Here is a 24,760-nt window from a genome sequence, read left to right as displayed (position 1 = left end):
CATGTAAACGCTATACAACGCGGTTTCGACCTTGTTCTTTGGCTTCGTAAAGGGCTTGGTCTGCTTTGTCAAAGACTTTAACGATGCTATCGTACTTTTCAAATTGCGCCACTCCAAAACTTGCGGTCAAAGAGACAATTTCAGGGAATTCATACGAAGCGATGGCTAAACGTAGTTTCTCCGCCAATATTTTTGCACCTTCTATGTCCGTATTGTGGCAAATCAACAAAAACTCTTCGCCACCCCACCGTCCAAAGACATCCATTTCGCGTTTGGCGTGTGTCACAATTTTGGCAATGCTCTTTAAAACCTCATCGCCTCTTTTGTGCCCATAGTTGTCATTGACATGTTTGAAATAATCCAAGTCAAAGAGAATAATGCAAAGCGGTAACTGGTCGCGGTCGAACATCTTTTTCTCGTACTCCAAAATATCATCGAGCTTCAAACGGTTGTGAATCCCTGTTAATTTATCGGTACTGGAGAGAATTTCCAGCTGTGCATTGTACTTTTTGAGTTGATGCTGACGGATCAGAACTATCAAAATAAGAATACCAATGAACCCCATCGCCATGTAAATATAGGTGTAGTCGAGATGGTCTTCAACATTGATCGAAACCCATTGATTTAAAATGGTCTGCTTTTTTGCACTATCAATCGAATTGACCGCTTTTTCAAAAATAGAGTGCAACAGTGGTTCATCACTTCGTGTTGCCACGCTCAAATCCAGCTTATCATCCAGTTTACTCACAATTTTCAATGAGCCATAATACTCTTTTTGAATTTGATATGCCACTGTCACTAGTGTGCCGATAAAACCAAAAAGCTTCTTTTGCTCCACTTGCTTAAGCCCATCAGCATCGTTGTTAACATCAACAAAGTGAATGTTTGGGTACCGAACCTTTAAAATTTCTCCAAACGCATAGCCTTTGGTAAGCCCAATTGGTTTGCCAACGAGTTGCCCTATATCAGAGTAAAACACTTTATCTTCACTGGAAACAAGCACAAGGGGAATTTGCATATACGCATGGGTAAAATTCAGATACGTTTTACGCTCAGGTGTCGCGATTGCAAGGGAGAGAATATCGCAGGTGCGCTCTTTGGCATACCTTAGAGATTCTGTCCATGTCTGGGTTTGAACCACTTCGATCGGAATACCTATAAACTGCTCCATCTCATGAATGTAATCGGCTACGATGCCAACGTGTTTTCCTTTTTGATTCATCTCTAAAGGCATTTGATCGGGGTTAATACAGAGCGTTATACGCTTCTTTTGCGCAAGATACAGCTGCTCATCAAGGGAAAAAGCTAACCGTTCTTCTTTGGGTAAAATGCTTTTTAACCACTTGGATTTGAGGGCATCTAGCTCTTCAGGTCTCACACTGCGCAGCGCTTTATTGATGATGGTTTGCAGTGTCTCATCTTCGGGTTGCATGACGATGTAGAGGTTTTTATCTTCTAAATTTTGCAGTTCAATTTTGGAGACAACATGCAAGTTCGACAACATCTCTTTCTCGATGATGTAGTTCGCGGTAAAAGCGTCATCCATTCCTGCATCAATCAACCCAAACGCAATGGCTTCAAGCATCTCCTTGGTGGTTTCGTACTCCACAACGGTGAGTTCGGGATGCTCATCTTTGAGATACTTCGTCGTAGGCCACCCTTTTCCTGCACCAACGGTTTTACCATTCAACGTTTCAATGGAAGTAATATCTTGACGTTTGATTTGGGTGATGAGTGCTAAATCCATCGTAATAAATTTATCGCTAAAGCGAAAATTTTGACGTCGTTCAACAGAGGGGATCAATGGTTGTGCCATCATGATCTCTTTGTTTTGAAACCTCTCATACAGATTGGGCCATGTGTCACTGACAAAATTAAAATGAACCCCTATCTTTTTCCCTAAAAGTCTCAGATAATCAACCGAAAATCCCCGAGCTTCGCCCTCTTCGTTAAAATCATACGGATACCAACCAAGCTCATTGGTCACACTAATACTCGGATGTGCAGCAATATACGCCTTTTCAGACGCACTTAATTCTATCTCTTGCCTGAGAAAAGGCGCTTGCTCTTCTTTGATGAGCGGAAGGTATTTGCGTTTGATCTTTACATGTAAATCAGAAGGCATGGAAGTCAGCATTTTGTTGAACAACGAGATAAACTCAGGCCAATCCTTCGCCACGGCAACCGATTGCTCCTCTGCCATATAGTTTGAAAAATGTGAAATTTTAACGTTTGTGAGATGATAATTCTTGACAAACATGCTCATCATCGCAATATCTCCGACAAATCCATCGACCTTATGTTCATTCACCGCCCTCATCGCTTCAAGTGAATTAGGGTACGTGATGTAGCGAAAATGCGGATAATCCTGTTTCAACTTCTCGTTCACCATGTAACTTGGCACTATCGCTACGCTCCTAGGTGTCGCGCCAAAAAAATTCTCTGAGTTGATGCCATTTGGCGTGAGGAGTGAAAAAGGAAACGCACTGTAAACTTTACTAAAAAGCATCGTTTGGCTCAGCTTAGCATTAGGTGTTACGCGTAAAATCACATCAATGCCATCGTGCGTTTGAACACGCTCTAACGCTTCTGCCCAACTTCCATCCGTAACATACTCTATTGCGAGATTGAACGTCGATGCAAAAAATTTGATGTACTCAACACTAATGCCCGCATATTCACCATCTTGTATAAATTGATAGGGAGGAAGGTCTTTGGTGACACGAACCCTGAGTGTTTTGGTTTTATCAAGCCACGCTTGTTCACTAGGCGTCATATCAATAGCCGATGCTTGCAAGAAAGTTATAAATGATAGGAGAATAAAAAAGAGAGAGATAACTGCTTTCATGACATGCCCCGTCTAAGAAAAGTGTTCTAAAATCCAGTATACTGAAATTATTTTACACTATCGGCATATTAAAATATTAGCTTCTATTTTGGTTTTACATGTAAAGATAATTTATTTGCCAAATCGTGAATGAAGGGCATTGTACACTTTGTTGTTTTCTCTTTTTCCAACCGCCAATACCATAACAACAACTCTCTCATCAATCACTTCATACGCAAGTCGATAGCCAAATGATTTGAGTTTTATTTTATAGACAGCATCAACTCCAATCAGCTTGTCTTGGGGAACTTTTTGGTTTTCTAGTCGCTCTTTTAGCTTCTTTTTAAACTGCTCTTTAATGGTCTCACCCAAATTCTTCCACTCTTTAAGCGCTTGTGGGTGAAATTCTAACTCATAACTCATCAAGCGTTACTTTGATGGGCGTATAAGCTTCGCTTTGCCTGCTTGTGACTTCTTTGGAGAGCATATAATCATCCAACATCGCCATCAATTTTTCATACGTTTTAGAAGGCACCAGATAGGCACTCACCACATTGTGATTGAGTATAGCAATAACTTCATCACCCGCATTTTCAAGAATTTGCGTCGGTGATTTTTTAAGCTCAGTAATACTGGCGGTGTAGTTGGATAAAATAGGTTGCATAATAGACACCTTTTTTAGTACTTTATTTGGTGTTTATCATACTTTGGTGAGGGGGTTTTGTCAAATGAGGGGTTTACATGTAAAGAGTTTATCTCTTTATAGCCTCATATTTTTTACTTAATTCATTTAAAAAATACACATTATTTGCCCGATACCTATTGCATATTTCTAAAGCATTATCATATTCTTTGAGTCTATATAAAGTTTCTACAGTATTTTCAATATTCTCTTGTTTATAAGTTGGGACAACACTATTTGAAAGCATTTCAATATACAACTCAGCAACAAATTTTGGATTTTTCTCAACAAGCCTTGCTAACTGTTCTATTATAAAATATGCATTATGATTTTTTTCAGTATATTTGGCTGTAAGTTTCAATTGAGGCATTATTGCATCAGTAATAACATCCAAATAAACAAACCACTTTGATAGAGTGGAAAAAATTGCTTGTGCCTCACTAGAATCATCATCTTTAAAGGTTTGATAAATTTTACTCCATAAAATATTGATTTGGCTTAACACATTTTTGTCTATTTTATCTCTAAAAAGTTGCCAAATAAATCTAATGATTTCTAAAATATTATCTCTATTTTTTGTATCAATCACATCAAAAATGGTCTGATTGTCTTTTTTGCTCGTAAACATTATGCAGATATGTTCAATAACTTTTCTCTTGGCTTCTTTTGATTTGAATTCGTACTCTAATGCTTTAGCGATATGTTGATGTTTTTTAAACTGTTCATAAATATCAATATAGACAGTTGTTGCATATCCAAAATATCCAGTGATTGAAATTTCCCATAGTGCATCATTCTCAATAGGAAATATACGATTAAAATTGTCATCTACCCATTGTTTATCTAAAAAACTTAAATGTGGTAAATAGTGTCCTAAAATTGTAAATATAGACTTTGAATAAATAGTGTTTTGCATTAATTCGTGAGTAAAAAATGCTTTTACATCATCTTCCCATTTTATTTGCTTCGTACTATTTAAACGACCGTATCTGAGAGCGTAATTTATCAATGCATGAAGTGCTTTACCATTGATAGAATTCAATACATGAATGCCTAAATTATTATTTTGTTCGTCTTTTTCATCTTCTTTGTTGTTTAACAATCTAAATAAAATCTCTTTCGCTTTTGGCAAATGTTCTTTCCCAAAAGCATTTTTATCATCTTTTGTACCATATTCAATCAAATTGGCTATTTCACCCCTCAGCCATTTAGCATATTGTTCTTCTGATTGAAAAAAGTCATCATTTAGCTCTTTTAAAATAAAATCAAACAATTTTTCCCAATCAAATTTTTGTTTATCCCTCCAACCATTTACAAAACCATAAACCAAATGATATTTATAAATAAAGTGTAGATCATGAAAAATTTCTATTTTATTACTAAATTTCTGAGGATTTTTCTTGATGCAACTTGCTAAATCATTAGCTAAACCTTCAACTAAATCACCATCACTTGTAAATTTTTCTTTTTTTACTGTTGATGGATTAAAAGTTTTAATATAAATAACAATATCATCAACTGATTTAGTACAAAAAACATCAACATCCTCTATTGGACTTCTATTTCCAACACGAGTAAATCCACTACTCCACATATCAAAACCTGCGTGTTCAATCTCAGATGGATTTATGGCATCGTATTTTTCATAAAGTTCTTGTGCCTTTTTGTTATGTTGTTTTAAACATAACAACCACTCTTTTTTTCTATACGCTGTGTATTTTTCTAGCTGTTCTGGTGTTTCTTCTGCATTATATTTTGGATATTTTAAGCTTTCTATCCACTTGATAACTGCACTAAATTCTTCCTCAGTAAACTGTTTACTCCTATCTTCTAAAAACTTATAAAGCTCATGTCTAAAAGTTGTATTGACAGTAATACCTGTATTAAACCATTCCCAAAAAATATCTTTTAACTCATCATATTTTTGATTCATGGTATGAAGAGCTAGTCTTTTAAATAATGGATGCTTGTGTTTGAGAAAAGATTTTATATAGTTTTTTATTTTTATACCATCCAATCCTTCTAGTAAATCTCTTGTAAATAAAACGACTTGATTATCGTATCTATCTGGAAAACTATTTTGAGAATGCTCTTCTATCGTTGCAATCCAAACGTTATTAAAACTACTTTTATCTTCCAAAACAACTTGCTTTATAATCCCAATGACTAGCTTTAACCCATCAATACCAATTAATTTTATCATCCCTTGTGAGTGTTTTTTTAATAGACTCTCTAGGCAATAAGCTTCTATCAAAGGCTCTCTTTCGTGATATGAAGTGCCTTTGTTTACTATTTTGTAATCAAAAATTATTTTAAGCAGTTCTAGTAAATGACTTTTCATCTCATTTTCTAATAATACTGGCAAAACTATTGTTTCAATTTCACTACTTAAAACTCCTTGATATTTGGATTCTTTTAGAGATATGCTTATAAACTTGATATGATCTAAAGTAATTTGTTCTTTTGGCAAATTAAAAATGATTTTACCCATAAACCAATCTGTAATATAATTATCTATTCTTGTCCCATCTTCTTTGCGATAGTTTATAATTTGGTTTACAATATCTAGTAAAGTCTCTGTAACTTCAGTTTTTGGCTCATCTTTATTTTGCAAAGATACCGCTTCTAAATAGGCTAAAACAAGATTTAAATCTTCTTTGGGAGTAAAATAACCTTCTTTTTTAAGGGGCTCAAGCCACAAATACAAATTTTGATATTTTGAAGCATTCTTGAAAAAATAACTTTCGTATTCTTTGTTATGCTTCATTTTTTGAATGGTATTTACAATTGTGCTCAAAATGGATTCCTTAATGCTTCATCAATTTCATCAAAGTTTTTCTGTAAAACACCTGAAGTACTTTTTATTTCTTCAACCCATTGTTTGATAATAATCGGAAGTTGTTTAAATCCTTTTTTATCTTTAGAATAAGGTATGAGCTTGATTTTCATTTGTTCAAAATACATTTGTTCGAAATCACAAATCTTCGCTTCATGCGTATAATAACCGTCTAAATAAAAATACTTATTTTCTTTTGGAGTAATACCCTTATACATATACTCTAATAGCTCAAATTCACCCAATCCATAACCAACAAAGAGCACTGTTTTGCCAAAAAGATTTTCTAAAAATCTTAAAAACTCTTTGTCTTTATAACGTTTAAAATATTGTTCAACCGTAAATATTAAGCTCGCAGGCTTTGTGATGCTACCATGTATTTTATAAAGATTTTTATTTATAAGTGGGGTATTGGTTGTAAATCCATCATAGATGATATTTTGTTCACTAACAAAAATTTGATCTATATGTCTATCTGCATTTGTTGTAACAAAGATGCCATCCAGTTGAAATAAATCTTTATATGTTTTCAATTTTGGATTATCTTTTGTGACCTTATCCTCATCATCATTCAAAGATTTTTTCATCTGCTTTAAAAATATATCTTCTTTTTGGTTATCTCTTAAAATCTTATTGCAGATGGTTATGATTTTTTTATTTCCAACGCCATTATTAAGCATGTTGTGCAATTGATTTGCTTCAAAGTTATTAAGTAATGGTTCATTTTTATTGAGAGTATTTTCACAAATTTTTATAAGCTCTTTTGCTAATCCATTCCAATCAGAACATCCTAAATCATAAGACATCCCTGCACCTATAAAGATAACAAGTTCACCCATTTCAGCTGCGCTCTTTATTTCTTTGGGGAGTGGCGGTATCTCTAAAATTTCCATTATTTTTTGAATACCTTTCTTAGAATAATCTATTACATGTAAAGCTTTTCAGCCTTACATATAACCACTTTACTTAGCCTTTTCGAAGAGCCTTAGCAAACAAATTCACTCAGAATTTTGAACTCTAAATAGAGAACTTATTTATCCCTCTCAAACCCAATTTTTTCCACTTCGTTTGCCGACTTAAAATCACTAAAGACATCTTGTAACTCGCTAATGGACTCTTCTAAAATAATGATGGAATCGGCAACGGCACTTAACCTATCTTTTGTCCAAGACTTTGTTTTCATCATCTCTTGCATAAACTCTTCTTTGAGTTCATCTTTAAGCGCTTTGATCTGAATAGTTAAGTTTTTGTGCTCCATGGCGTAGCGTCGTAATTTTGTAAATGTTCGCATGATAGAGAGTGTCACATCGGTAGCTTTGTCACTTTTTAGAACGGTTGCTAGCATGTAAATGCCTTGCTCCGTAAAGACTTTTGGCAGTATTCGTGTCATAGTAAAATTTGTGGTCGCAACTTGCGACCGCAAATTTTCAAACTCTTCTTGAGTCAGTTGAAACATCAAATCATCGGGGAATTTTTTAGGGTTTCTTTTAACCGCTTCATTAATACGCTTAGTTTCAACATTATAGATGTTTGCTAGATCGCTATCGAGCATCACTTCAATACCACGCACCGTATAGATGTTTTTTTCAATGCGCTCCGCCGTGATAAGAAGTTGATCCGACATCATTACCCCTCTCGAAGTGCTTTAGCAATCAATTCAATCGGGTTTTTAAAGATAACATCGACCTTTTGACCGTGCATGGCGTCGCTCAGTTGCATACGACAGGCACTACACTCAGCGCTCACATACTCAGCACCCGTTTCTTTGATCATCGCCGCTTTTGGGAGTCCTGCGGCTTTGGCGAAGCGGTATTTTTCGGTTTGCATGGTGACTCCTCCAAATCCGCAACAGCGGTTCGGATCGCTCATCTCTTTCATCACATAATTTTGGGAGAGTAAGTTTCGTGGCTCTTTCCAAACGCCTTGCATTTTGCGTGCGTGACAAGGGTCATGGTAGGTGATGCTTTCACTTTGGCGTGCTTTGGTGGCTAGGATTTGCGCTAGGTTTGTCTTCTTCTCTAAGTATTCGGTTGCCATAAAGATGTGAGGTTTGATCGCCTCGGCTCTTGCTTTCCATTCGGGTTGATCGTGAAAGAAATGGGCGTAGTCCTCTTTGATCATCGCACTACAGGTCGCTTCGGGAATGATGATGGCGTCGAGTTCATTTACGAAACCTTCGATGTACTCGATGTTAAACTTCGCGAGAAAATCCACGCTATCAAAATCGCCCGTAAAATACTGAGGCGCGCCACAGCATTTTTGTTGTTTGATAAGGTACGCGTCGATCTCAAGCACTTTGAGAATTTCCAAAAGTGACTTGCCGATGTCGGTGTACATGTAATTGGCTAAACAACCGATGAAGATGCCCACTTTGCCTTTGCCACCGTTAAGAATGACATCAGGATGGGAGTTCAAAAAGGTCTTTTTGGCAAGACTTGGGAAAAGTCTGTCCATCTTGATGATCGGGAAATTTCTCAGATACATCGAGCTTTGTTTTTCCACCATCTTGAAACCACAGGTTTGGAACATAAAGCCAAAACGTGCGAGAACGTCCATGATGTTACGGTTGCGAAGCAAGAAGAAGGCGAGTTTTTTGTACCAAGCCAAGCCAAATTTTTTGCGAATGTCATTGCGTACTTGTTCAATAATCATATCCACAGGCAAATCGTTCGGACAGACATCGACGCAATTGGTACATAAAAAACAGCTCTCAAAAATGTTTTTAGCGTTTTTATCGAGTTCAAGTTCACCTCGTTGGTACGCGCCTAAAAGGTCTAAAAAACCTCTAGGGCTCGTGACTTCATCACGGTTAACTTCGTGAATCGTACACACAGGTATACACTTGCCACACTTGACACAGGCATCGCTCGTTACGTTAAATTTAAACATCATTTACACCGTTTTACTGAAGCGTCGTTTATCTTCAGGGATTTTTTGGAGGTACGCATCAAAAGGCATCACAATGTTGCGAATCAGCAGTGTGCCTGTGGTATTGACGAAGATCTTTTTAGCAACTCTATCCACAACGACTAATTCTTCTTGCTCAAAAGGCTCAAGTGCTTTAATCGCGTCGGCAAAATAGTCAAAGAAGTCAATGCCAAATGCTTGCTCAATGCCAGCGATGTTGAGTTTAAAGTTGCTCATCATCTCCATGATGACCGCTTTGCGAAGTACGTCATCATCATTCAGTGTTAGCCCACGATGCACGGGCAAAACACCCGCATCAATGGCGTTTTCATACGCATCCATCTCTTTGAAGTTTTGCACGTAATGGTTCAAACCTTCACCGATGCTGGTCAAACCAATACCGATTAAGTCCGCACCTCCTTTGGTGGTATAACCTTGGAAGTTACGGTGCAATTCGCCTTTTTCAATCGCCAAGAAAAGCTCATCGTCAGGCTTTGCAAAATGATCCATACCGATCATTTTGTAGCCATTGGACTCTAAATAATCAATCGTATAACGCATAATAGCAAGCTTGACACTTGGGAGCGGAAGCGTTGTCTCATCGATCTTGCGCATAGTTTTTTTCATCCATGGCACATGCGCGTAATTAAACACTGCCAAACGGCTTGGATCAAGCGAAACGGCTAGACGAAGCGTCTCTTTAAAGGTCTCAAACGTTTGATACGGAAGTCCGTAGATCAAGTCCATATTGATCGACTTAATGCCTGCACTTTTTGCCATCTTTACCACATTGGCGGTAACATCGTACGGCTGAATGCGGTGGATTGCTTTTTGAACCTCATCGTTAAAGTCTTGAACACCATAACTCACGCGGTTAAACCCGTTACATGTAAGCACATCTAACTGCTCTTTGGTTAAGTAACGCGGGTCGATCTCACAGCTAATTTCAGCATCTTTCGCAAAGTTTTTAAAGTGGCTCTTAATAGCGCCAATAATACGCTCTAACTGTGCTGTGCTGAAAAAGGTTGGTGTGCCGCCACCAAAGTGCATCTGAATCACTTCACGCGACGTATCAAGGTGTTTGGAAAGCAGTTCAAGTTCGCGCACAAGATAGTCAATGTAGCGCTCTTTTTTATCTTCCTTGCTCGTGTAAACAACGTTACAGCCACAAAAATAACAGGCACTTCGGCAAAAAGGAAGGTGAAAATATAAAGAGAGTTTACGGCTCTTATCTTGAGTTGCCAAGACGTCCTCATAACTTTTACATGTAAAGCTCTCGTGAAACTCGGGCGCTGTTGGGTAACTCGTGTACCTAGGACCCGCTTTGGAGTACTTGGCAAATTTATCAAAATCAATCATGCTGCATCCTAGCGCTGTGTCGCGCTGATAATACTCGCCCCTTCAGGCAAATAGAGATCTTTAATATCTAAAAAGAGATTTGGGTGATCTTTTTTGATCTTTTTGATTAGTTTATTAAAGTCTATGTCTTTCTTTTTACTTTTGTTCATCTCTTCCATTGCCACGGTTAGAACATCGTTAAAATCGAGTGGCAACTGCTGCAAAATGCTCTTTTCAAGTTTTAAAAAGAGGGCTTCTTGCTCCGCTTTTTTAAAATGCTCTATCATTTTGCTCAGCGTATCAATGGAGAGCAGTGCATGAAGCTTTTGCTTCTCGTCATACACCAACCATGGCTCTTTGGCATTGTCCCATGAACCGCGTTTAAGGCGCAAAAGTTTTGTGCTCTCTTCTTCGCTGGGAGTTATCTCCAAAACCGTTTGTTCTTTTTGTTTACTGAGGCTCAAACCCTTAGAAATTTTTTCTATCATCCTGAACTCTTTTCGTTGCTTAAATTCCATTAGCTATTTCTATGCCTATCCAGCCATACCATCACGGCTTTTTGGGCATGCAGTCTGTTTTCTGCTTCATCAAAAATCTCATCGGCATGCGCTTCAAAGACACTTTCACTCACTTCATAGTCGCGGTACGCTGGCAAGCAGTGTAAAAACATCGCGTCTTTTTCTGCCAAGTCCATCATCGCATCATCGACCATAAATCCTTGAAAATCAGCGATTCGCTTCGCTTTTTCCGCTTCTTGACCCATCGAAACCCATGTATCTGTGGTCACCACCGTAGCACCTGCGATCGCCTCTTTAGGATCATTGCCGATTTTAATCACTGCACCACTCTCTTTTGCAAAAGCGAGTGCTTCGGCTAAAATGGTCGCATCGACTTCATACCCTTTGGGTGTTGCGACGCGAAGCTCAAAGCCCAGTTTAGAAGCCATCATCAACCACGAATGGGTCATATTATTGCCATCGCCCACGTAAGCTACGATTGGGTTTTGATCTTTTTTATACTCGACCATTGTAAGATAATCTGCCATCAATTGAACAGGATGGTACGAATCGCTCAGACCACTGATAACAGGCACACGCGAATAAGCGGCAAACTCTTCTAAGGTGCTTTGCGCGAATGTGCGGATCATGACCATATCCACCATACGGCTAATGACGCGCGCCGTGTCTTTCATAGGCTCACCACGTCCCAGTTGCAAATCATTGGAAGAGAGGAATAACCCTTTGCCTCCAAGCTGATGAATGCCGACTTCAAAACTCACACGAGTACGCGTAGAGCTTTTTTCAAAAATCATACCTAAGGTTTGATTTTCAAGGTAGGGTTTAAATTTCCCTTTTTTTGCCTGTTTTTTGATCTTGATCGCCAAATCGATGATCTCTAAAATCTCTTCTTTACTATAATCTTTGAGGGTTAAAAAATGTCTCATATTTGATGTCTCCTTTTATATGGGCAAAGCCCTTCTAAAATTCCTCTCACTAAAGCTTACGCTTTGCGTAGAGTTGCTATTTTCTCCTTAAAACTTCAGCTACTTCTTTCGCGTGGTAACTGATGATCATATCAGCCCCAGCACGTTTAAACGCGATCATCGTCTCCATCATCACACGCTCATAATCAATCACGCCTGCGCGCCCTGCGGCTTTAAGCATCGCGTACTCGCCACTCACGTTGTAAATACACAAAGGAGTCGATGTTGCATTGCGCACATCACGGATGATGTCTAGGTATGCAAGAGCTGGTTTAACCATCAAAATGTCTGCACCTTGCATCTCATCTTCCACGGATTCTGCGATCGCTTCTCTGCGGTTTGCTGGATCCATTTGGTAAGTTTTACGATCGCCAAAGCTTGGAGCAGACTCTGCCACATCGCGGAAGGGTCCATAGTACGCACTGGCAAATTTGGTCGAATAGCTCATAATCGGAAGGTTGATAAACCCTTCACTATCCAGCGCTTCGCGTAACGCTTCGATCATACCATCCATCATACCACTTGGAGCGATCATATCTGCACCTGCGTGCGCATGAACGAGGGCTTGTTTGGCTAAGATTTCTAAGGTTGCGTCGTTGTCAACGCTTTCATGTTCGATGTCTAAAATACCACAATGTCCGTGGTCGGTAAATTCACAAAAGCAAAGATCGGTCACGACAAACATGTTTGGGTAGGCTTTTTTAACCGCTTTGATCGTACTAGCGATGATGCCATGCTCGCACAGCGCGTCGCTTCCCACACTGTCTTTGACCTCAGGAATTCCAAATAAAATAATCGAGTTAATGCCAAGGTCTTGTAAGCTTCCGCACTCTTTCACGATCTCATCAATGCTCATCTGAAAAACGCCTGGCATCGAGCTAATCTCTTTTTTAAACCCTTCGCCGCTTTTAGCAAATAACGGATAAATAAAATCGTCCATACTCAGTGTTGTTTCGCGAACAAGAGAGCGAAGCGTTGCGTTCATCCTCAGTCTTCTAAATCTTTTAAACATTCTTTTGCCTTATCTTGGTTAAAATTACCCACTCGTTATAAAAAGTAGTGATTTTAGCATAACTGGATATAAAAGAAAATGAAAATAGAAATTTCTGAGATTGCGAACCTCCCATCACGTTTTGGGACGTTCAAAATCCAATCGTTTAAAGAGGGTATTAAAGAGCATTTGGTCATTTTCAAAGAGCCATTAGGAGACGTTCCGTTGGTGCGCGTTCACAGTGAATGTTTAACCGGAGATAGCATCGGAAGTCTCAAATGTGACTGCCGCGATCAGCTTGAATTTGCGCTAAGAACGATCGAAAAAAATGGCGGAATGGTCATTTATTTACGTCAGGAAGGCAGAAACATTGGGCTTCTAAACAAAGTCAATGCGTACGCGCTGCAAGACAAAGGGTTTAACACCATCGAAGCGAACCATCAACTCGGTTTCTTGGATGATGAGCGCACCTATGAGATGGTCGAATTTATTTTGGACTATTTTAAGATCACCAAAATTAAGCTTTTAACCAACAATCCTAAAAAAATTGAGAGTTTGAAACATATTGAAATTGTCGAGCGAATTCCTGTGATTATCCCTTCCAATAAATTTAATGCAGGCTATTTAAAAACAAAAAAAGAGCAAATGGGACATCTTCTTTAGGAGTCACAATGATACGCGAAGCCAGCGTTGAGGATACTGATGTCATCGTTCACCTTCTTGAACAACTTGGATACGCAGACACCAGCACTTTTATGCACGTGCGTATCCAAGAGCTTCTCAAAAACCCTGATGCACTGCTATTTTGCTACGAATCTGAGGGCAAAGTCGTTGCACTGCTTTCTTTACATGTAATCCCTCAAATCGCTCTTTTAGGTTCATTTTTACGTATCAGTTATTTTGTCGTAGAAGAAGAGACACGCTCACTTAAGATTGGAGCGGAACTAGAAGCATTGGCAAGTCGCATTGCCAAAGAGAAAGGGTGTGATCGCATCGAAGTGCATTGCCATGAAAGACGCAAAGATGCGCACCGTTTTTACGAGCGCCACGGCTTTGTTGAATCTCCCAAATATTTCGTCAAACATCTATTTTAAAGGAGTCCCATGTTCAAAGAATTTCGTGATTTTTTACTCAAAGGTAATGTGGTCGATATGGCGGTTGGATTTATCTTTGGTGCAGCATTTGCGACCATTGTCAAATCGCTTGTCTCCAATGTGATTATGCCTCCCATTGGGTTGCTACTGGGTAATGTGGATTTTTCATCGCTTTTCATTGCGCTGGATGGCAAGATGTATGCTTCTTTGGCGGATTTGGAAAAAGCGGGAGCTCCTGCCATTAAGTTGGGTGTCTTTTTCAATGACTTCACCTCGTTTGTCATCTTAGGCTTTGTCATGTTTATGATGATCAAAGGGTATTCAAAAATCGCTCCGAAAAAAGCGCCTGAGACGATAACAAAAACCTGCCCAGAGTGCGCTATGAACATCCCTGTTGCGGCTAAAAAATGCCCTTATTGTGGAAGTGAACAAGTGTAAAAAAGCGTTTACATGTAAAGCCAAAATACTTTACATGTAAACAGAAAAAAAAGCGTCTTATGCTTTTAAATTCGCGTTAGCAAAATCCCAATTGACAAGACTTTTCAAGAAAACATCCAAATAATCAGCACGTTTGTTTTGATAATCCAGATAATACGCATGCTCCCAAACATCAACGGTTAAAATCGCTTTTTGATCGTGTGCAAGAGGTGTGTCAGCATTGGCTGTTTTGGTGATTTTCAGTTTTCCACCCTCAAGCACAAGCCAGGCCCAACCGCTACCAAATTGTGTGAGTCCAGCGCTTTTAAACGCTTCGACAAAGGCTTCAAAACTTCCAAAATCTTCGGTGATTTTAGTCGCAATCGCGCCACTTGGAGCGCCACCGCCGCCTTTTTTCATACAGTTCCAGTAAAACGTATGGTTCCAAACTTGAGCGGCATTGTTAAAAATACCCACTTTTTCAGGTTTATTGGCAACCGCTAAAATGATCTTTTCAAGACTCTCCTCGGCAAGTTCAGTGCCTTGGATAAGATTGTTCAGATTGGTAACATAAGTTTGATGATGCTTTCCATGATGAAATCCAAGGGTATTGGCTGAGATGTGAGGTTCTAGTGCGTTAGCTTCGTAAGGAAGTGCCGGTAAAGTAATAGCCATAAAAAACTCCTTTGTTTAAAATTTAGAGACACTTCATTCTACTGCTTCTTACTAAATGAATGCTAAATAGAAACAATTAGTTTTACCGTTTAACGCTCCCATTTTCAGAGATTAATCGCTCATTAATCGCTATTTTGCTATTATAAAAGCTTAAATGACACATAAGGTTTTAGGCAATGGCTGCATACATGCTTCCCGATACTTTTTGGCAAGATGTGGATCTGTTTTCGACCCTTCTGCTTCAGTACAACCAAACCCACAATATCTCTGGGGCGAAGAGCAAAGAGGTGGTGCTGAAAAATGTGGACGATAGCATTTACCCTTTGCAGTATTTACATGTAAATGAATTAAAACGTGCGATTGACATAGGAACAGGGGCTGGATTCCCAGGTCTTTTACTCGCCCTTGCTCTGCCACACGTTCATTTTACGCTGTTTGAGCCGATTGCGAAGAAAAGTGCGTTCTTGCATTTAGCCAAAACTACACTGGAACTCAAAAATGTCGATGTATCGACCAACAGAGTTGAAAAAGTCACACCTTTTCAGGTCGATCTGATTAGCTCACGCGCGGTTACGAACACCAAAATGTTGGTAAAATTGTGTCAAAACTTTATTGATCCTTCCACTACGCTTCTGTTTTATAAAGGCGAATTGGTCGATGAAGAGATCCAAGGGCTGAAAAATTGTCAGGTTTACCAGCGTGATAAACGCTATTATCTTGTTATGAAGGATGTTAATGTTAATTAAAATTGCGTTGTTTGCCGGTGTCATCTTTCTGATTTATATCTTTTTTTTCAAAAATAGCCGTAAAGACGATATTCAAAAAAGTGCCTCTAAAAAAGTTCTAGAGGGTGAAACGATGGTCGAGTGCCATGCGTGTTCAACCTTTATCAGCCACAAAGAGGCCATCATCAAAGATGGACTTTTTTACTGCTCGAAAGAGTGTGCAAGGTTGCCCTAATGATACTTATCGGTCATGAACTTATTTCCAGCGAGCCTTTTTACAAAGTTGCCTCTGTTGAAGAGATTGCCAAAACACCTTCTAATGGCGTGGTTCTGTTTGAATTTGAACCTGCATTATCAGCGTATTGTGTCGAGCAAAAGGTTACCTTTGCTTTACATGTAAGGCATATTAAAGAGCTCATTTTTGCCAATGCTTTGGGTGCTTCTTACTTTGTCGTCGATAAAAGCTTAGCCCTTCACGCGCAAAAAATTGCCGATGATTACCTTTTTGATGGCAAAGTGTTACTTTTAAGCAGTGATGAGAATGAGATCGAATTTACAGCGTCTCATGCCATCGATGGCATCTTATTTGAAACCGGTATTAAATCACTTTAACACGAGGGTATATGAGCAAACAACACTATTTTATCCTTGCTTCTCTTATCACATTACTCTATTGGTTTCTTGATGCGTATACCAGTGTATCGCTTTATGGCTCTTCGTTGATCGATGAGATTTTACTCCAAACGCCTCACACGCTTATTTTTATTAAACTCTTAACCGCAGGACTTCTCTTTACGCTCACCTTAACACCGCTTATTTTCAAACAGCGTATGGATAAAAATGCGCCCATACCTCCCAATGAATTTGCAGAGTTGCAACGTATTTCAGACATTCTCTTCTCCTCACTCTCGACTCGGATTAATGTGATCAAAGCGCTTGAAATGCTTGAAGAGAGCCTGCATCTTGAATCAAGTCTGCTATTTATCTACAACAAAGAGAGTCTAAGCCTTTACAATGAAAATGAGTTTATCAAAGCCACATTTCGTTCTAAAGAGATTTTACCGTTTCGTACAAACCCTTCGAGAAGTGCTGTTGAGACGTTTGCCATTAACTGTTTTTTGGAAAAGCGCATGACATCCAAAGAGAGCGTTAAGGTAGAGAACAGACCGGTCACGCTTTTTAGCTTTGCGTTAAAAGAACCTCGCAGTGAAACCGCTTTGGGCAATCTTGTTCTTGCAAGCAGTAATGCAAAATTTCTTGAAGAACAGACAGATATGATCGAAAAATGCACGCAGATGCTGACATTTGCACTCTCCATAGCCGCGAAAAAAGAGCTCTTGCAAAACCTCAATTCGCAATACTCCAGCGATACAACGAGCCATTTTGACAAGGTGCTCAATATCATTAACTTCTCTAAAGTGCAAGAACACATCGATCAAGAGTACAAACGTCATAAACGCTACCACACCCAATTAACGCTGGTTCTGATCGACATTACGATGCTCAAAAACCTCACCAAAGTCTTTCCAGCAGAAGTGGTGACAACCCTTAAAAAAGATTTTATACAGTTAGTGATTAAACATACACGTGAAGTAGATATTTTTGGGAAGTGGAGCAGTGACCAATTCGCCCTGCTTTTGCCTGATGTTGATTTTCGGGCAGGTCAACGCGTGGCTAAAAAACTTCAAGCAATTTTAGATGAAACCAAATTTGCCAGAGTAGGCAAAATCAGTTGCAGTTATGGCATCACTTCAATTTCGCCCAAAGACACCATCGGTAGCTTTAAAGCCAGGGCCGAGAGTGCCCTTGTTGCAGCCTCAGCCAAAGAGGGCAATGCCATCGAGGTAAAACTTCAAACCACAGAGTTAAATCATTAATGTTACGCCGTTTGCGTAACGGTATCTTCAACAATGAGAGAAAAAAAGGTGCGTAGCATCCGTTAAATAATAACTCGCTTTAACGCAGGATAGAGCTTTGTGATGATCTCATAACTGATTGTATTAAACTGCTTCGCCAAAGGATTTGCATCCTCAAACATGCAGACCTTTTTGGCGTCGCCTCCAAGGCAAAAACTGTCCATAGACATGCGTCCTTTGGTGAGACTGCCATCTGCCATTGTCACAGGCGTAAAGCCATCAAAACGAAAAAATCCATCCCCATAGCCAATGTCATAGGTTGAGATGAGTTCGTCCTCTTGGGCTTCATAAACCCCACCGTATCCGACGCGTTCGCCTTTTTTCAAGATGCGAGAACTCAGCTTTTCTGCCCAAAGGGCAAGAACAGGTTTGAGATCAAACGAAGCGATGGAGGAAGGAAGCGTGGTGTAGCCATACATCGCGATGCCTGAACGGGCATAATCATCACTCCCGATGGAGCTTACACGCAAGAGCGCTGCGGAGTTGCACGAGTGAAAGGCAATAAAAGGCATTCCATACGCTTGCGCAATCGCTTTGATTTTGAGTTTCGCGCGCTCAAAATTGGCACGTTGCCAGAAGAGTTCACTGTTTAGCTCATCCGCACTTCTAAAATGGGTAAAGACCCCTTTTAAGCGCAATTTTTTAGCATGTATCAGTGCCATCGCCTCTTCAATACCGTCTTCTTTAATGCCATTGCGGTGCATCCCCGAATCAAGACTGAGATGAATCGAAGCACCCTCAGGAAGTGCTTGAAGCGCTTCATAGGAGTGTGTTGCAAGCGAGATAGAAGGAGAGAGTGTTTTACATGTAGGATGGTCGACTAACACCAAAACCTCTTCAAACAGATCGGCGATACGTTCTGCTTCTTCGATATTTTTAACCGCAGCGCGCAAGAGACCATACTCCGAAGCAAGCTCTGCCATGACTCTGAGGTCATGCCCATACGCGTTATCTTTTAAAACCGCCATGAGCTTTGTTTTGCCCCCAGCTTTGGCACACAAAAGATCAAGATTATGAAAAAAGTGTGCTTTATTCAGTGTAATAAATGCCATTGTTTTACGCTTTCACCCCAAGATTGCGGATTACAAAACCCCTGATTTTACGGGCTTGATAATCGAGTTTATAAAAATGTTCGTACACCGTTTTTGCATCAAGCATTGGGGCGCTTGAAAAATCAAACGCGATCCCTTTGCCATCTTTTGGAACCTGTGCATCAATATACTCCATAAACGCATCTCTCGCGTCAATGAGTTTAGCAAGCTCTTTATCGATCTCTATTTCGTTTGAATTCATCTTCTATCCTTATTTCTCAGCCAAAACCTGCATTTTATCACCGATAAGCTCTATGTAAAGCTCTTTCTCGCCTTTGGAAGCAAACGAAGGACTTTTATAGGTTTGGAAAAACGAGACTTTAAAGAGTCTGCGATCATCCAAGGTTGGGTAAGGAGCAATGGTGACATGCTCAAAAAGAATGGTTTTTGTCTCTTTACGTGAAAAAATCTGCTTTTTCATATTGGAAAATTGCACTTTGCCCGATCCGTCCGATTTTTTGAAATCGTTGGAGTAAAAGTTCAAATAGGCATTGATGTCATTGACTTTCCAAGCACGTTGCCATTTGTACACTTCACTTAAAATCGTTGCAATTTGTTCGCGCGTCATCTTAGGAACTTTGGATTCTCCAATAATCACAACAGCACTTTGCGCGTTGATTTCAGTATCGAGCGTTAAAAGTTGGTTGTTTTCAAAGGCAACACACCCTTTGGTACGATCATCACGATCTTTCCCATCAATGGGCATACCGTGAATCCAAATACCATCGCCGCTTTTATTGCGTAATGTATCAAAAAGATTGGGGTAGGAGAGCACAAACGCCAGTGGTCCATAGAATTGATCTGTCGGCTTAAAGCGTCTTGTGATCTCATAAACCCCTACAGGCGTTTTCAGATCGCCTCGTTTGAGCTTATCGCCACTTTTACCCATAATCACATCATCATGCCCACGCACCAGTTTCAAACCATCGGTTTCGACGTGATAGACTTCACACCGTTTTTTCTCTTTTTCACAGACAACAAGCGACTCGACATCTTCATAATAGCCATAACTGACATCAAGCCCTTTAAGGTGTTTGAGCCAGTAATCACGGGATACACTCTCTTTTTCGCTCGGTGTTTTTGGTTTAACAAACCTATTTTGACCCAGTTTCACCGCAGGTTCGAGAATTTCTTCTTTCTCTTTTTTAACCTCTTTAATCGGAGCTTTCACCTCTTTGGATTCAAACTCTTTTTTGAGGAAATCCTCAACAGCGTTGATACCTTTCGTTTTGTAGATTTTATAAATATCCTCAGCCGTTGCCGCATACAAGGCAAGAGCACACAGAGACAAAAAGAACAGATAGCGCATACAACCCCTCTTTACATAGACATTCACTGCTAGAGACAGCACTTCAGTCTACTACAATTTTTGGGGCTATTTTATAAAAAAATCACTTAAGAGCTCCTCTTTTGACGAATCACAATTGATTTTCTTTTTTTACGTACATTTTAAAAATCTTTGGCTATCATCAATTCATCGAACTTCAACGAAAGATGCGCCCATGTCACTCGAACTTATGTTAGCTTCTTCAATCGTCGCTCTACTGGTCATCCTTCTTCCCACACTTTTTTTACTCAGTCGAAAATTAGGCCCTTCTAACAGTGGCAATAAAGCCAAAAACAGTGTGTATGAAAGTGGAATTAGTTCTCCCATCGGAAACAGTGAAAGTCGCTTTAGCGCCAAGTTTTATCTGGTGGCGATTTTATTTGTTCTCTTTGATGTGGAGATCGTCTTTATGTTTCCTTGGGCAGTCAACGTGCGTGAACTCTCCCTTTTTGGGCTTTTTGAGATGTTTACCTTCATCGGACTGCTTCTGCTGGGTCTCATTTACATCTACAAAATTAAGGCACTCTCATGGCAGTAGGCGCAGAAGCAATTTTTGGGCAAAGCCTCATTACCACCAAACTGGACAGTGCCATTTCATGGGCAAGAGAATCCTCCATGTGGCCGTATGTTTTTGGAACCGCCTGTTGTGCCATCGAATTTATGAGCGTAGCAAGTAGCAAATACGACATCTCCCGTTTTGGTGCCGAAGTTGTGCGTTTTTCACCTCGCCAAGCCGATCTGCTCATCATTGCAGGAACGGTCAGTTACAAACAAGCGCCGATTTTAAAGAAAATTTACGATCAAATGAGCGAGCCCAAATGGGTCATCAGCGCAGGAGCGTGTGCCTGTAGCGGTGGTTTTTACGACAACTACACAACCCTTCAAGGCATTGATAGCATCATTCCCGTCGATGTGTATGTCGCAGGCTGTCCACCGCGTCCTGAAGCCTTTTTGGACGCCCTTTTAGAGGTTCAAAAGATTCAAGCAACACAGAGCCTTTTAGATGATCGCGCTAAACGTGTTTTTAAAGGAGTGCTCGATGTCTAAATCCTTTAAAGAACAGTTCAAAACCGCTTACACCGTGGATGCGTATGGCGCGTTTGTTTTAGATAAAGCGCTTATTTTCAAAGCTTTGCAAACACTATTGGAAGAGGATAAATACACCTTTTTGGTCGATATTACTGCCATTGATTATTTACATGTAAACAATCAACCCGAGCGTTTTGCCGTTGTCTATCTTTTGCGCGATCAGAATTTTCAAAACCTCATCACGATCAAAACCTACATCGACAGCTCCCTTGCAACTCTTAGTGTGACACCGCTGTTTAAAAGTGCGAATTGGGCGGAGCGAGAGATTTGGGATCAGTATGGCATTCACTTTAAAAATCACCCCAACCTCAAACGTATTTTAAATCACAAAGAGTTTGTGGGTCACCCTTTACGCAAAGACTATCCGATCACACAAGGGCAACTTTGCCATCAAAGCGATACCTTGATGGACGAGATGACGCCACGCCTTAAAGCCAAAGGCTACACCTCGCATGAAGATCTGATGTTTCTCAACCTTGGCCCTGCACACCCCGCAAGTCACGGTACGATTCGCACGTTTGTGGCACTTGATGGTGAAAACATCACCTCTGCGGTCAGTGAGATCGGCTACTTGCACCGCGGTTTTGAAAAGTCGTGCGAAAACCATACGTACAATCAAATCATTCCTTATACTGATCGCCTGAATTACTGCTCGGCCATTTTAAACAACATCGCTTACGCCCATGCCGTTGAGGGAATTTTAGGTGTTGATCTGCCTGAGCGTGCTAAGTTTATTCGTGTTATCATCGGTGAGCTTTCACGCATCATCGACCATCTCGTCTGTTTAGCGGCGATTTTGGTGGATATGGGAGCCCTAACCAATTACTGGTACCTCTACAACCCTCGCGAAAAAGTGTACGACCTTCTCTCCAAACTCACGGGTGCGCGTCTAACCAACTCGTACATGCGTATTGGTGGCATGAGTTACGATTTGTACGATGGCTTTGAGCATGATCTTAAAGTGTGCCTTAAAGAGATCAAAGAAGGGGTCAGCGATACACTCAAACTGATTGAACACAACCGCATTTTTCACGACCGTACGCAAAATGTGGGCATTATTTCCAAAGAGGATGCGATCAACCGAGGACTGAGCGGGCCCAATTTACGCGCGTGTGGTGTGCCTTACGACCTTCGTGTCACAGCACCTTATTACCACTACGAGACGTTTGACTTTGACATTGCTTTAGGCAGTGTTGGCGATGTATACGATCGTATGATGGTGCGTTTTGAAGAGATCAAACAGAGCACGCGCATCATTAATCAAGCGATGCAACGCTTACCGCAGGGGCCTATTTGCGTGCAAGATCACGCGATCTCCCTACCGCCTAAAAAAGAGGTGTATGGCAACATCGAAGGCTTAATGAATCAATTTAAACTCGTCTACGAGGGGGTGAAAGTGCCCACTTCTGAGTATTACCGAGCTATTGAAGGTGCGAACGGAGAGCTGGGCTTTTTCATCGTCAGCGATGGCAGTGGAACACCGTACAAAGTCAAAGTCAGACCGCCCTGTTTTTACGCGATGGCGGCGTACCCACGCATCATTGAAGGCAGCATGATCGCGGACGCAGTTTTGACCTTGGGCAGTCTCAATATCATCGCAGGGGAGTTGGATCGATGAGTACTTTTTTATTCAATCAAGACAATGAAGAAAAATTCAGTGCTCTGTTAGAGCGCTACCCCGATAAAAGTTCCTTGATGCTCCCTTCGTTATGGATGGTTCAGTACCAAGAGGGGTGGATCAGCCTCGATGCGATGCAATTTGTGGCGAAAAAATTGGGATGTTCGGCGATGGATGTCTACTCGGTCGCTTCCTTTTACTCGATGTTTCTGCTTCAGCCCATTGGGACGCACCACATTCAGCTGTGCAAAACACTCTCCTGTATGCTGGCAGGTTCTAAAACCTTGCAAGAGCATCTGCAAAACCGTCTTGGGATTAAAGCGGGCGAAACCACAAAAGATGGCAAATTTACCCTCTCCTTGGTCGAGTGTTTAGGCTCCTGTGGCACAGCGCCTTGTATGCGACTCAATGATGATTACATCGAAAATCTTACCCTTGAAAAACTCGACGCGCTTTTGGAGGAACTTTCAAAATGATGGTGAAACTGGTCAGTAAAAATTTTGATATTCCCAATGCGTATACCTTAGAAGTCGCGCGAAACCATGGTCGTTATGCCTCTTTAGAGAAACTCTTTAGCATGAGCCCTGATGATGTGACGTGTGAAGTTGAAAAAAGTGGACTTCGAGGCAAAGGTGGTGGAGGTGCGGCAACGGGCGAGAAGTGGCGACTCATCCCTCAAAACAGTGATAAACCCGTTTACTTGGTGATTAATGCCGATGAAGGAGAACCTGGAACCTTTAAAGACCGACAGATTTTAGAGTTTGACCCGCACCTGCTCCTTGAAGGAATTATTGACTCCTCTTACGCCATCGGTGCACATCACGCGTATGTCTACGTTCGTGGTGAATATGTTTTTTGGATCAATCGCTTGCAAAATGCCATCGATGAAGCTTATACGGCTGGCATCTTGGGTGAACACATTTTGGGGCACGATTACACTTTACATGTAACGATTCACAAAGGGGCTGGCGCGTATATTTGTGGTGAAAAAACCGCCCTTTTAGAATCTTTAGAGGGCAAACGTGGACACCCAAGACTCAAACCCAAAGGCAAAGAACCCGAATGGTTTTTTGGCAATCCAACCGTCGTCAACAACGTTGAAACCATCGCGAGTGTGCCGTACATCATCAACGAAGGCTTCGCGGCGTACCGCGCTTATGGCACAGCAGAATCTCCTGGAACCATGCTCTTTGGCATCAGCGGTCAGGTGGAACGACCCGGTGTGTATGAACTGCCGTATGGCACGAGTATGAAAGAGGTAATCTACACGCTGTGCGGTGGCATTAAAGGTGGTAAAAAACTCAAAGCCGTTATCCCCGGAGGATCATCGGTGCAAATCCTCAGGGCCGATGAGATCGAAGATATAACGCTGGATTATGAAAGTCTTAAAGCGCATGGCTCCGCCCTTGGAACAGGCGGTATGATCGTGATGGATGAAGAGGTGAGCATTCCTGAAGTGATGAAAAATCTCTTCGAATTTTACCACCACGAATCGTGCGGTCAATGCACCCCATGTCGCGAAGGCACAGGCTGGGTCGACCGTGTTTTAGCCAAAATCCTAGCGGGAAAAGGCACACAGGAAGACTTTAAAACCATCCTCGATGCCTGCGATATGCTTAACGGAAAAACCATCTGCGTTTTTGCGCCATCAGTGGCATTTATCGCGCAGAGTTACATTCAAAAATTTCGGGAAGAGTTTGAGGTATTGATAAAATAAGCTTTACATGTAAGAATTAAAACATAT

Annotated in this window: 27 protein-coding genes; 12 read left to right on the top strand and 15 right to left on the bottom strand. The window is 40.6% G+C overall.

Features of this window, described 5'->3' with window-relative positions; genetic code table 11:
• Nucleotides 1-10: 10 nt before the first annotated feature.
• The 11 genes from SHALO_RS02720 to hemB all read right to left on the bottom strand — a co-directional run bounded on the left by SHALO_RS02720 (nucleotide 11) and on the right by hemB (nucleotide 13,085).
• Nucleotides 11-2,848: a transporter substrate-binding domain-containing diguanylate cyclase gene (locus SHALO_RS02720; RefSeq protein ID WP_069477268.1), complete on the bottom strand. Its 2,838-nt coding sequence runs from the start codon at nucleotides 2,846-2,848 to the stop codon at nucleotides 11-13.
• Between the two features lie 111 nt (nucleotides 2,849-2,959).
• Nucleotides 2,960-3,250 (bottom strand): type II toxin-antitoxin system RelE family toxin, encoded by a 291-nt coding sequence (locus SHALO_RS02715; protein ID WP_069477267.1) that lies wholly within the window; start codon nucleotides 3,248-3,250, stop codon nucleotides 2,960-2,962.
• Nucleotides 3,240-3,491 carry a type II toxin-antitoxin system Phd/YefM family antitoxin gene (locus tag SHALO_RS02710; protein ID WP_069477266.1) on the bottom strand — a complete coding sequence of 84 codons (252 nt, stop codon included), beginning with the start codon at nucleotides 3,489-3,491 and terminating at the stop codon, nucleotides 3,240-3,242. The genes SHALO_RS02715 and SHALO_RS02710 overlap by 11 nt, the downstream gene beginning before the upstream one ends.
• Before the next feature lie 88 nt (nucleotides 3,492-3,579).
• Nucleotides 3,580-6,306 carry a hypothetical protein gene (locus SHALO_RS02705; protein ID WP_069477265.1) on the bottom strand — a complete coding sequence of 909 codons (2,727 nt, stop codon included), beginning with the start codon at nucleotides 6,304-6,306 and terminating at the stop codon, nucleotides 3,580-3,582.
• Nucleotides 6,303-7,238, bottom strand: a complete 936-nt coding sequence (locus SHALO_RS02700; RefSeq protein WP_069477264.1) for an SIR2 family protein — start codon at nucleotides 7,236-7,238, stop codon at nucleotides 6,303-6,305. The genes SHALO_RS02705 and SHALO_RS02700 overlap by 4 nt, the downstream gene beginning before the upstream one ends.
• A gap of 137 nt (nucleotides 7,239-7,375) precedes the next feature.
• Nucleotides 7,376-7,972, bottom strand: a complete 597-nt coding sequence (locus SHALO_RS02695; protein WP_238585276.1) for an ORF6N domain-containing protein — start codon at nucleotides 7,970-7,972, stop codon at nucleotides 7,376-7,378.
• A complete protein-coding gene (locus SHALO_RS02690) occupies nucleotides 7,972-9,234 on the bottom strand; it encodes a (Fe-S)-binding protein (protein WP_069477262.1) in 1,263 nt (420 codons plus the stop codon). Before SHALO_RS02690 ends, SHALO_RS02695 begins: the two co-directional genes overlap by 1 nt.
• A gap of 3 nt (nucleotides 9,235-9,237) precedes the next feature.
• Entirely contained in the window at nucleotides 9,238-10,611 is a 1,374-nt protein-coding gene (gene hemN / locus SHALO_RS02685; protein ID WP_069477261.1) for an oxygen-independent coproporphyrinogen III oxidase, read from the bottom strand.
• Between the two features lie 8 nt (nucleotides 10,612-10,619).
• On the bottom strand, nucleotides 10,620-11,078 hold the full coding sequence (locus tag SHALO_RS02680) for a DUF2603 domain-containing protein (protein WP_238585275.1): 459 nt from the start codon (nucleotides 11,076-11,078) through the stop codon (nucleotides 10,620-10,622).
• A gap of 29 nt (nucleotides 11,079-11,107) precedes the next feature.
• Entirely contained in the window at nucleotides 11,108-12,034 is a 927-nt protein-coding gene (gene argF, locus SHALO_RS02675; protein ID WP_069477259.1) for an ornithine carbamoyltransferase, read from the bottom strand.
• Nucleotides 12,035-12,110: 76 nt separating this feature from the next.
• Complete coding sequence (hemB, locus tag SHALO_RS02670) at nucleotides 12,111-13,085, bottom strand: porphobilinogen synthase (RefSeq protein ID WP_069477258.1); 975 nt, start codon at nucleotides 13,083-13,085, stop codon at nucleotides 12,111-12,113.
• Nucleotides 13,086-13,163: 78 nt separating this feature from the next.
• On the opposite strand from hemB, the gene ribA reads away from it, so the two are divergent.
• From ribA to mscL, 3 genes are read left to right on the top strand one after another with little or no spacing between them, the layout of a single operon-like run.
• Nucleotides 13,164-13,727 carry a GTP cyclohydrolase II gene (ribA, locus tag SHALO_RS02665; protein ID WP_069477257.1) on the top strand — a complete coding sequence of 188 codons (564 nt, stop codon included), beginning with the start codon at nucleotides 13,164-13,166 and terminating at the stop codon, nucleotides 13,725-13,727.
• Between the two features lie 8 nt (nucleotides 13,728-13,735).
• Nucleotides 13,736-14,158: a GNAT family N-acetyltransferase gene (locus SHALO_RS02660; RefSeq protein WP_069477256.1), complete on the top strand. Its 423-nt coding sequence runs from the start codon at nucleotides 13,736-13,738 to the stop codon at nucleotides 14,156-14,158.
• A gap of 9 nt (nucleotides 14,159-14,167) precedes the next feature.
• Complete coding sequence (gene mscL, locus SHALO_RS02655; protein ID WP_069477255.1) at nucleotides 14,168-14,596, top strand: large conductance mechanosensitive channel protein MscL; 429 nt, start codon at nucleotides 14,168-14,170, stop codon at nucleotides 14,594-14,596.
• Nucleotides 14,597-14,653: 57 nt separating this feature from the next.
• On the opposite strand, the gene SHALO_RS02650 is transcribed toward mscL, so the two are convergent.
• The gene (locus tag SHALO_RS02650; protein WP_069477254.1) at nucleotides 14,654-15,250 is read right to left on the bottom strand and encodes a superoxide dismutase; all 597 of its coding nucleotides are present in this window, start codon (nucleotides 15,248-15,250) and stop codon (nucleotides 14,654-14,656) included.
• A gap of 176 nt (nucleotides 15,251-15,426) precedes the next feature.
• Here SHALO_RS02650 and rsmG point away from each other — a divergent pair, with 176 nt between their 5' ends.
• From rsmG to SHALO_RS02630, 4 genes are read left to right on the top strand one after another with little or no spacing between them, the layout of a single operon-like run.
• The gene (rsmG, locus tag SHALO_RS02645; RefSeq protein WP_069477253.1) at nucleotides 15,427-15,996 is read left to right on the top strand and encodes a 16S rRNA (guanine(527)-N(7))-methyltransferase RsmG; all 570 of its coding nucleotides are present in this window, start codon (nucleotides 15,427-15,429) and stop codon (nucleotides 15,994-15,996) included.
• Nucleotides 15,986-16,210 (top strand): PP0621 family protein, encoded by a 225-nt coding sequence (locus tag SHALO_RS02640; protein ID WP_025343712.1) that lies wholly within the window; start codon nucleotides 15,986-15,988, stop codon nucleotides 16,208-16,210. The genes rsmG and SHALO_RS02640 overlap by 11 nt, the downstream gene beginning before the upstream one ends.
• Nucleotides 16,210-16,587 (top strand): hypothetical protein, encoded by a 378-nt coding sequence (locus SHALO_RS02635; protein ID WP_069477252.1) that lies wholly within the window; start codon nucleotides 16,210-16,212, stop codon nucleotides 16,585-16,587. Before SHALO_RS02640 ends, SHALO_RS02635 begins: the two co-directional genes overlap by 1 nt.
• An 11-nt stretch (nucleotides 16,588-16,598) precedes the next feature.
• The gene (locus SHALO_RS02630; protein WP_069477251.1) at nucleotides 16,599-17,852 is read left to right on the top strand and encodes a GGDEF domain-containing protein; all 1,254 of its coding nucleotides are present in this window, start codon (nucleotides 16,599-16,601) and stop codon (nucleotides 17,850-17,852) included.
• Nucleotides 17,853-17,914: 62 nt separating this feature from the next.
• Here the strand turns inward: SHALO_RS02630 and SHALO_RS02625 are convergent, their stop codons facing one another.
• The 3 genes from SHALO_RS02625 to SHALO_RS02615 are packed head-to-tail and all read right to left on the bottom strand — an operon-like array spanning nucleotide 17,915 to nucleotide 20,291.
• Nucleotides 17,915-18,943 carry an alanine racemase gene (locus SHALO_RS02625; protein WP_069477250.1) on the bottom strand — a complete coding sequence of 343 codons (1,029 nt, stop codon included), beginning with the start codon at nucleotides 18,941-18,943 and terminating at the stop codon, nucleotides 17,915-17,917.
• Nucleotides 18,944-18,947: 4 nt separating this feature from the next.
• The gene (locus SHALO_RS02620; RefSeq protein ID WP_069477249.1) at nucleotides 18,948-19,184 is read right to left on the bottom strand and encodes a hypothetical protein; all 237 of its coding nucleotides are present in this window, start codon (nucleotides 19,182-19,184) and stop codon (nucleotides 18,948-18,950) included.
• Between the two features lie 9 nt (nucleotides 19,185-19,193).
• Nucleotides 19,194-20,291: a L,D-transpeptidase family protein gene (locus SHALO_RS02615; RefSeq protein ID WP_069477248.1), complete on the bottom strand. Its 1,098-nt coding sequence runs from the start codon at nucleotides 20,289-20,291 to the stop codon at nucleotides 19,194-19,196.
• Nucleotides 20,292-20,484: 193 nt separating this feature from the next.
• On the opposite strand from SHALO_RS02615, the gene SHALO_RS02610 reads away from it, so the two are divergent.
• From SHALO_RS02610 to nuoF, 5 genes are read left to right on the top strand one after another with little or no spacing between them, the layout of a single operon-like run.
• Nucleotides 20,485-20,847, top strand: coding sequence for an NADH-quinone oxidoreductase subunit A (locus SHALO_RS02610; protein WP_069477247.1), 363 nt, complete (start codon nucleotides 20,485-20,487; stop codon nucleotides 20,845-20,847).
• Complete coding sequence (locus SHALO_RS02605; protein WP_069477246.1) at nucleotides 20,838-21,356, top strand: NADH-quinone oxidoreductase subunit B; 519 nt, start codon at nucleotides 20,838-20,840, stop codon at nucleotides 21,354-21,356. The genes SHALO_RS02610 and SHALO_RS02605 overlap by 10 nt, the downstream gene beginning before the upstream one ends.
• Nucleotides 21,349-23,016 carry an NADH dehydrogenase (quinone) subunit D gene (gene nuoD, locus SHALO_RS02600; RefSeq protein WP_069477245.1) on the top strand — a complete coding sequence of 556 codons (1,668 nt, stop codon included), beginning with the start codon at nucleotides 21,349-21,351 and terminating at the stop codon, nucleotides 23,014-23,016. The genes SHALO_RS02605 and nuoD overlap by 8 nt, the downstream gene beginning before the upstream one ends.
• Complete coding sequence (gene nuoE / locus SHALO_RS02595; protein ID WP_069477244.1) at nucleotides 23,013-23,492, top strand: NADH-quinone oxidoreductase subunit NuoE; 480 nt, start codon at nucleotides 23,013-23,015, stop codon at nucleotides 23,490-23,492. Before nuoD ends, nuoE begins: the two co-directional genes overlap by 4 nt.
• Complete coding sequence (gene nuoF / locus SHALO_RS02590) at nucleotides 23,489-24,733, top strand: NADH-quinone oxidoreductase subunit NuoF (RefSeq protein ID WP_069477243.1); 1,245 nt, start codon at nucleotides 23,489-23,491, stop codon at nucleotides 24,731-24,733. Before nuoE ends, nuoF begins: the two co-directional genes overlap by 4 nt.
• The last annotated feature ends 27 nt before the right edge of the window (nucleotides 24,734-24,760 follow it).

The sequence above is a fragment of the Sulfurospirillum halorespirans DSM 13726 genome (genome assembly GCF_001723605.1).
In the GTDB taxonomy this organism is placed as follows: domain Bacteria; phylum Campylobacterota; class Campylobacteria; order Campylobacterales; family Sulfurospirillaceae; genus Sulfurospirillum; species Sulfurospirillum halorespirans.
This window is presented reverse-complemented; position numbering and strand designations above follow the sequence as displayed.

What these genes read in the sequence shown, in the direction of transcription:
- SHALO_RS02620 (WP_069477249.1), bottom strand. Translation starts at nt 19,184, where the DNA reads ATGAATTCAAACGAAATAGAGATCGATAAAGAGCTTGCTAAACTCATT.
- SHALO_RS02715 (WP_069477267.1), bottom strand. Translation starts at nt 3,250, where the DNA reads ATGAGTTATGAGTTAGAATTTCACCCACAAGCGCTTAAAGAGTGGAAG.
- nuoF (WP_069477243.1), top strand. Translation starts at nt 23,489, where the DNA reads ATGATGGTGAAACTGGTCAGTAAAAATTTTGATATTCCCAATGCGTAT.
- argF (WP_069477259.1), bottom strand. Translation starts at nt 12,034, where the DNA reads ATGAGACATTTTTTAACCCTCAAAGATTATAGTAAAGAAGAGATTTTA.
- SHALO_RS02640 (WP_025343712.1), top strand. Translation starts at nt 15,986, where the DNA reads ATGTTAATTAAAATTGCGTTGTTTGCCGGTGTCATCTTTCTGATTTAT.
- SHALO_RS02635 (WP_069477252.1), top strand. Translation starts at nt 16,210, where the DNA reads ATGATACTTATCGGTCATGAACTTATTTCCAGCGAGCCTTTTTACAAA.
- SHALO_RS02680 (WP_238585275.1), bottom strand. Translation starts at nt 11,078, where the DNA reads ATGATAGAAAAAATTTCTAAGGGTTTGAGCCTCAGTAAACAAAAAGAA.
- SHALO_RS02695 (WP_238585276.1), bottom strand. Translation starts at nt 7,972, where the DNA reads ATGATGTCGGATCAACTTCTTATCACGGCGGAGCGCATTGAAAAAAAC.
- SHALO_RS02625 (WP_069477250.1), bottom strand. Translation starts at nt 18,943, where the DNA reads ATGGCATTTATTACACTGAATAAAGCACACTTTTTTCATAATCTTGAT.
- mscL (WP_069477255.1), top strand. Translation starts at nt 14,168, where the DNA reads ATGTTCAAAGAATTTCGTGATTTTTTACTCAAAGGTAATGTGGTCGAT.
- SHALO_RS02660 (WP_069477256.1), top strand. Translation starts at nt 13,736, where the DNA reads ATGATACGCGAAGCCAGCGTTGAGGATACTGATGTCATCGTTCACCTT.
- ribA (WP_069477257.1), top strand. Translation starts at nt 13,164, where the DNA reads ATGAAAATAGAAATTTCTGAGATTGCGAACCTCCCATCACGTTTTGGG.
- nuoE (WP_069477244.1), top strand. Translation starts at nt 23,013, where the DNA reads ATGAGTACTTTTTTATTCAATCAAGACAATGAAGAAAAATTCAGTGCT.
- hemB (WP_069477258.1), bottom strand. Translation starts at nt 13,085, where the DNA reads ATGTTTAAAAGATTTAGAAGACTGAGGATGAACGCAACGCTTCGCTCT.
- rsmG (WP_069477253.1), top strand. Translation starts at nt 15,427, where the DNA reads ATGGCTGCATACATGCTTCCCGATACTTTTTGGCAAGATGTGGATCTG.
- SHALO_RS02720 (WP_069477268.1), bottom strand. Translation starts at nt 2,848, where the DNA reads ATGAAAGCAGTTATCTCTCTCTTTTTTATTCTCCTATCATTTATAACT.
- SHALO_RS02605 (WP_069477246.1), top strand. Translation starts at nt 20,838, where the DNA reads ATGGCAGTAGGCGCAGAAGCAATTTTTGGGCAAAGCCTCATTACCACC.
- SHALO_RS02650 (WP_069477254.1), bottom strand. Translation starts at nt 15,250, where the DNA reads ATGGCTATTACTTTACCGGCACTTCCTTACGAAGCTAACGCACTAGAA.
- SHALO_RS02710 (WP_069477266.1), bottom strand. Translation starts at nt 3,491, where the DNA reads ATGCAACCTATTTTATCCAACTACACCGCCAGTATTACTGAGCTTAAA.
- SHALO_RS02690 (WP_069477262.1), bottom strand. Translation starts at nt 9,234, where the DNA reads ATGTTTAAATTTAACGTAACGAGCGATGCCTGTGTCAAGTGTGGCAAG.
- SHALO_RS02610 (WP_069477247.1), top strand. Translation starts at nt 20,485, where the DNA reads ATGTCACTCGAACTTATGTTAGCTTCTTCAATCGTCGCTCTACTGGTC.
- nuoD (WP_069477245.1), top strand. Translation starts at nt 21,349, where the DNA reads ATGTCTAAATCCTTTAAAGAACAGTTCAAAACCGCTTACACCGTGGAT.
- hemN (WP_069477261.1), bottom strand. Translation starts at nt 10,611, where the DNA reads ATGATTGATTTTGATAAATTTGCCAAGTACTCCAAAGCGGGTCCTAGG.
- SHALO_RS02700 (WP_069477264.1), bottom strand. Translation starts at nt 7,238, where the DNA reads ATGGAAATTTTAGAGATACCGCCACTCCCCAAAGAAATAAAGAGCGCA.
- SHALO_RS02630 (WP_069477251.1), top strand. Translation starts at nt 16,599, where the DNA reads ATGAGCAAACAACACTATTTTATCCTTGCTTCTCTTATCACATTACTC.
- SHALO_RS02615 (WP_069477248.1), bottom strand. Translation starts at nt 20,291, where the DNA reads ATGCGCTATCTGTTCTTTTTGTCTCTGTGTGCTCTTGCCTTGTATGCG.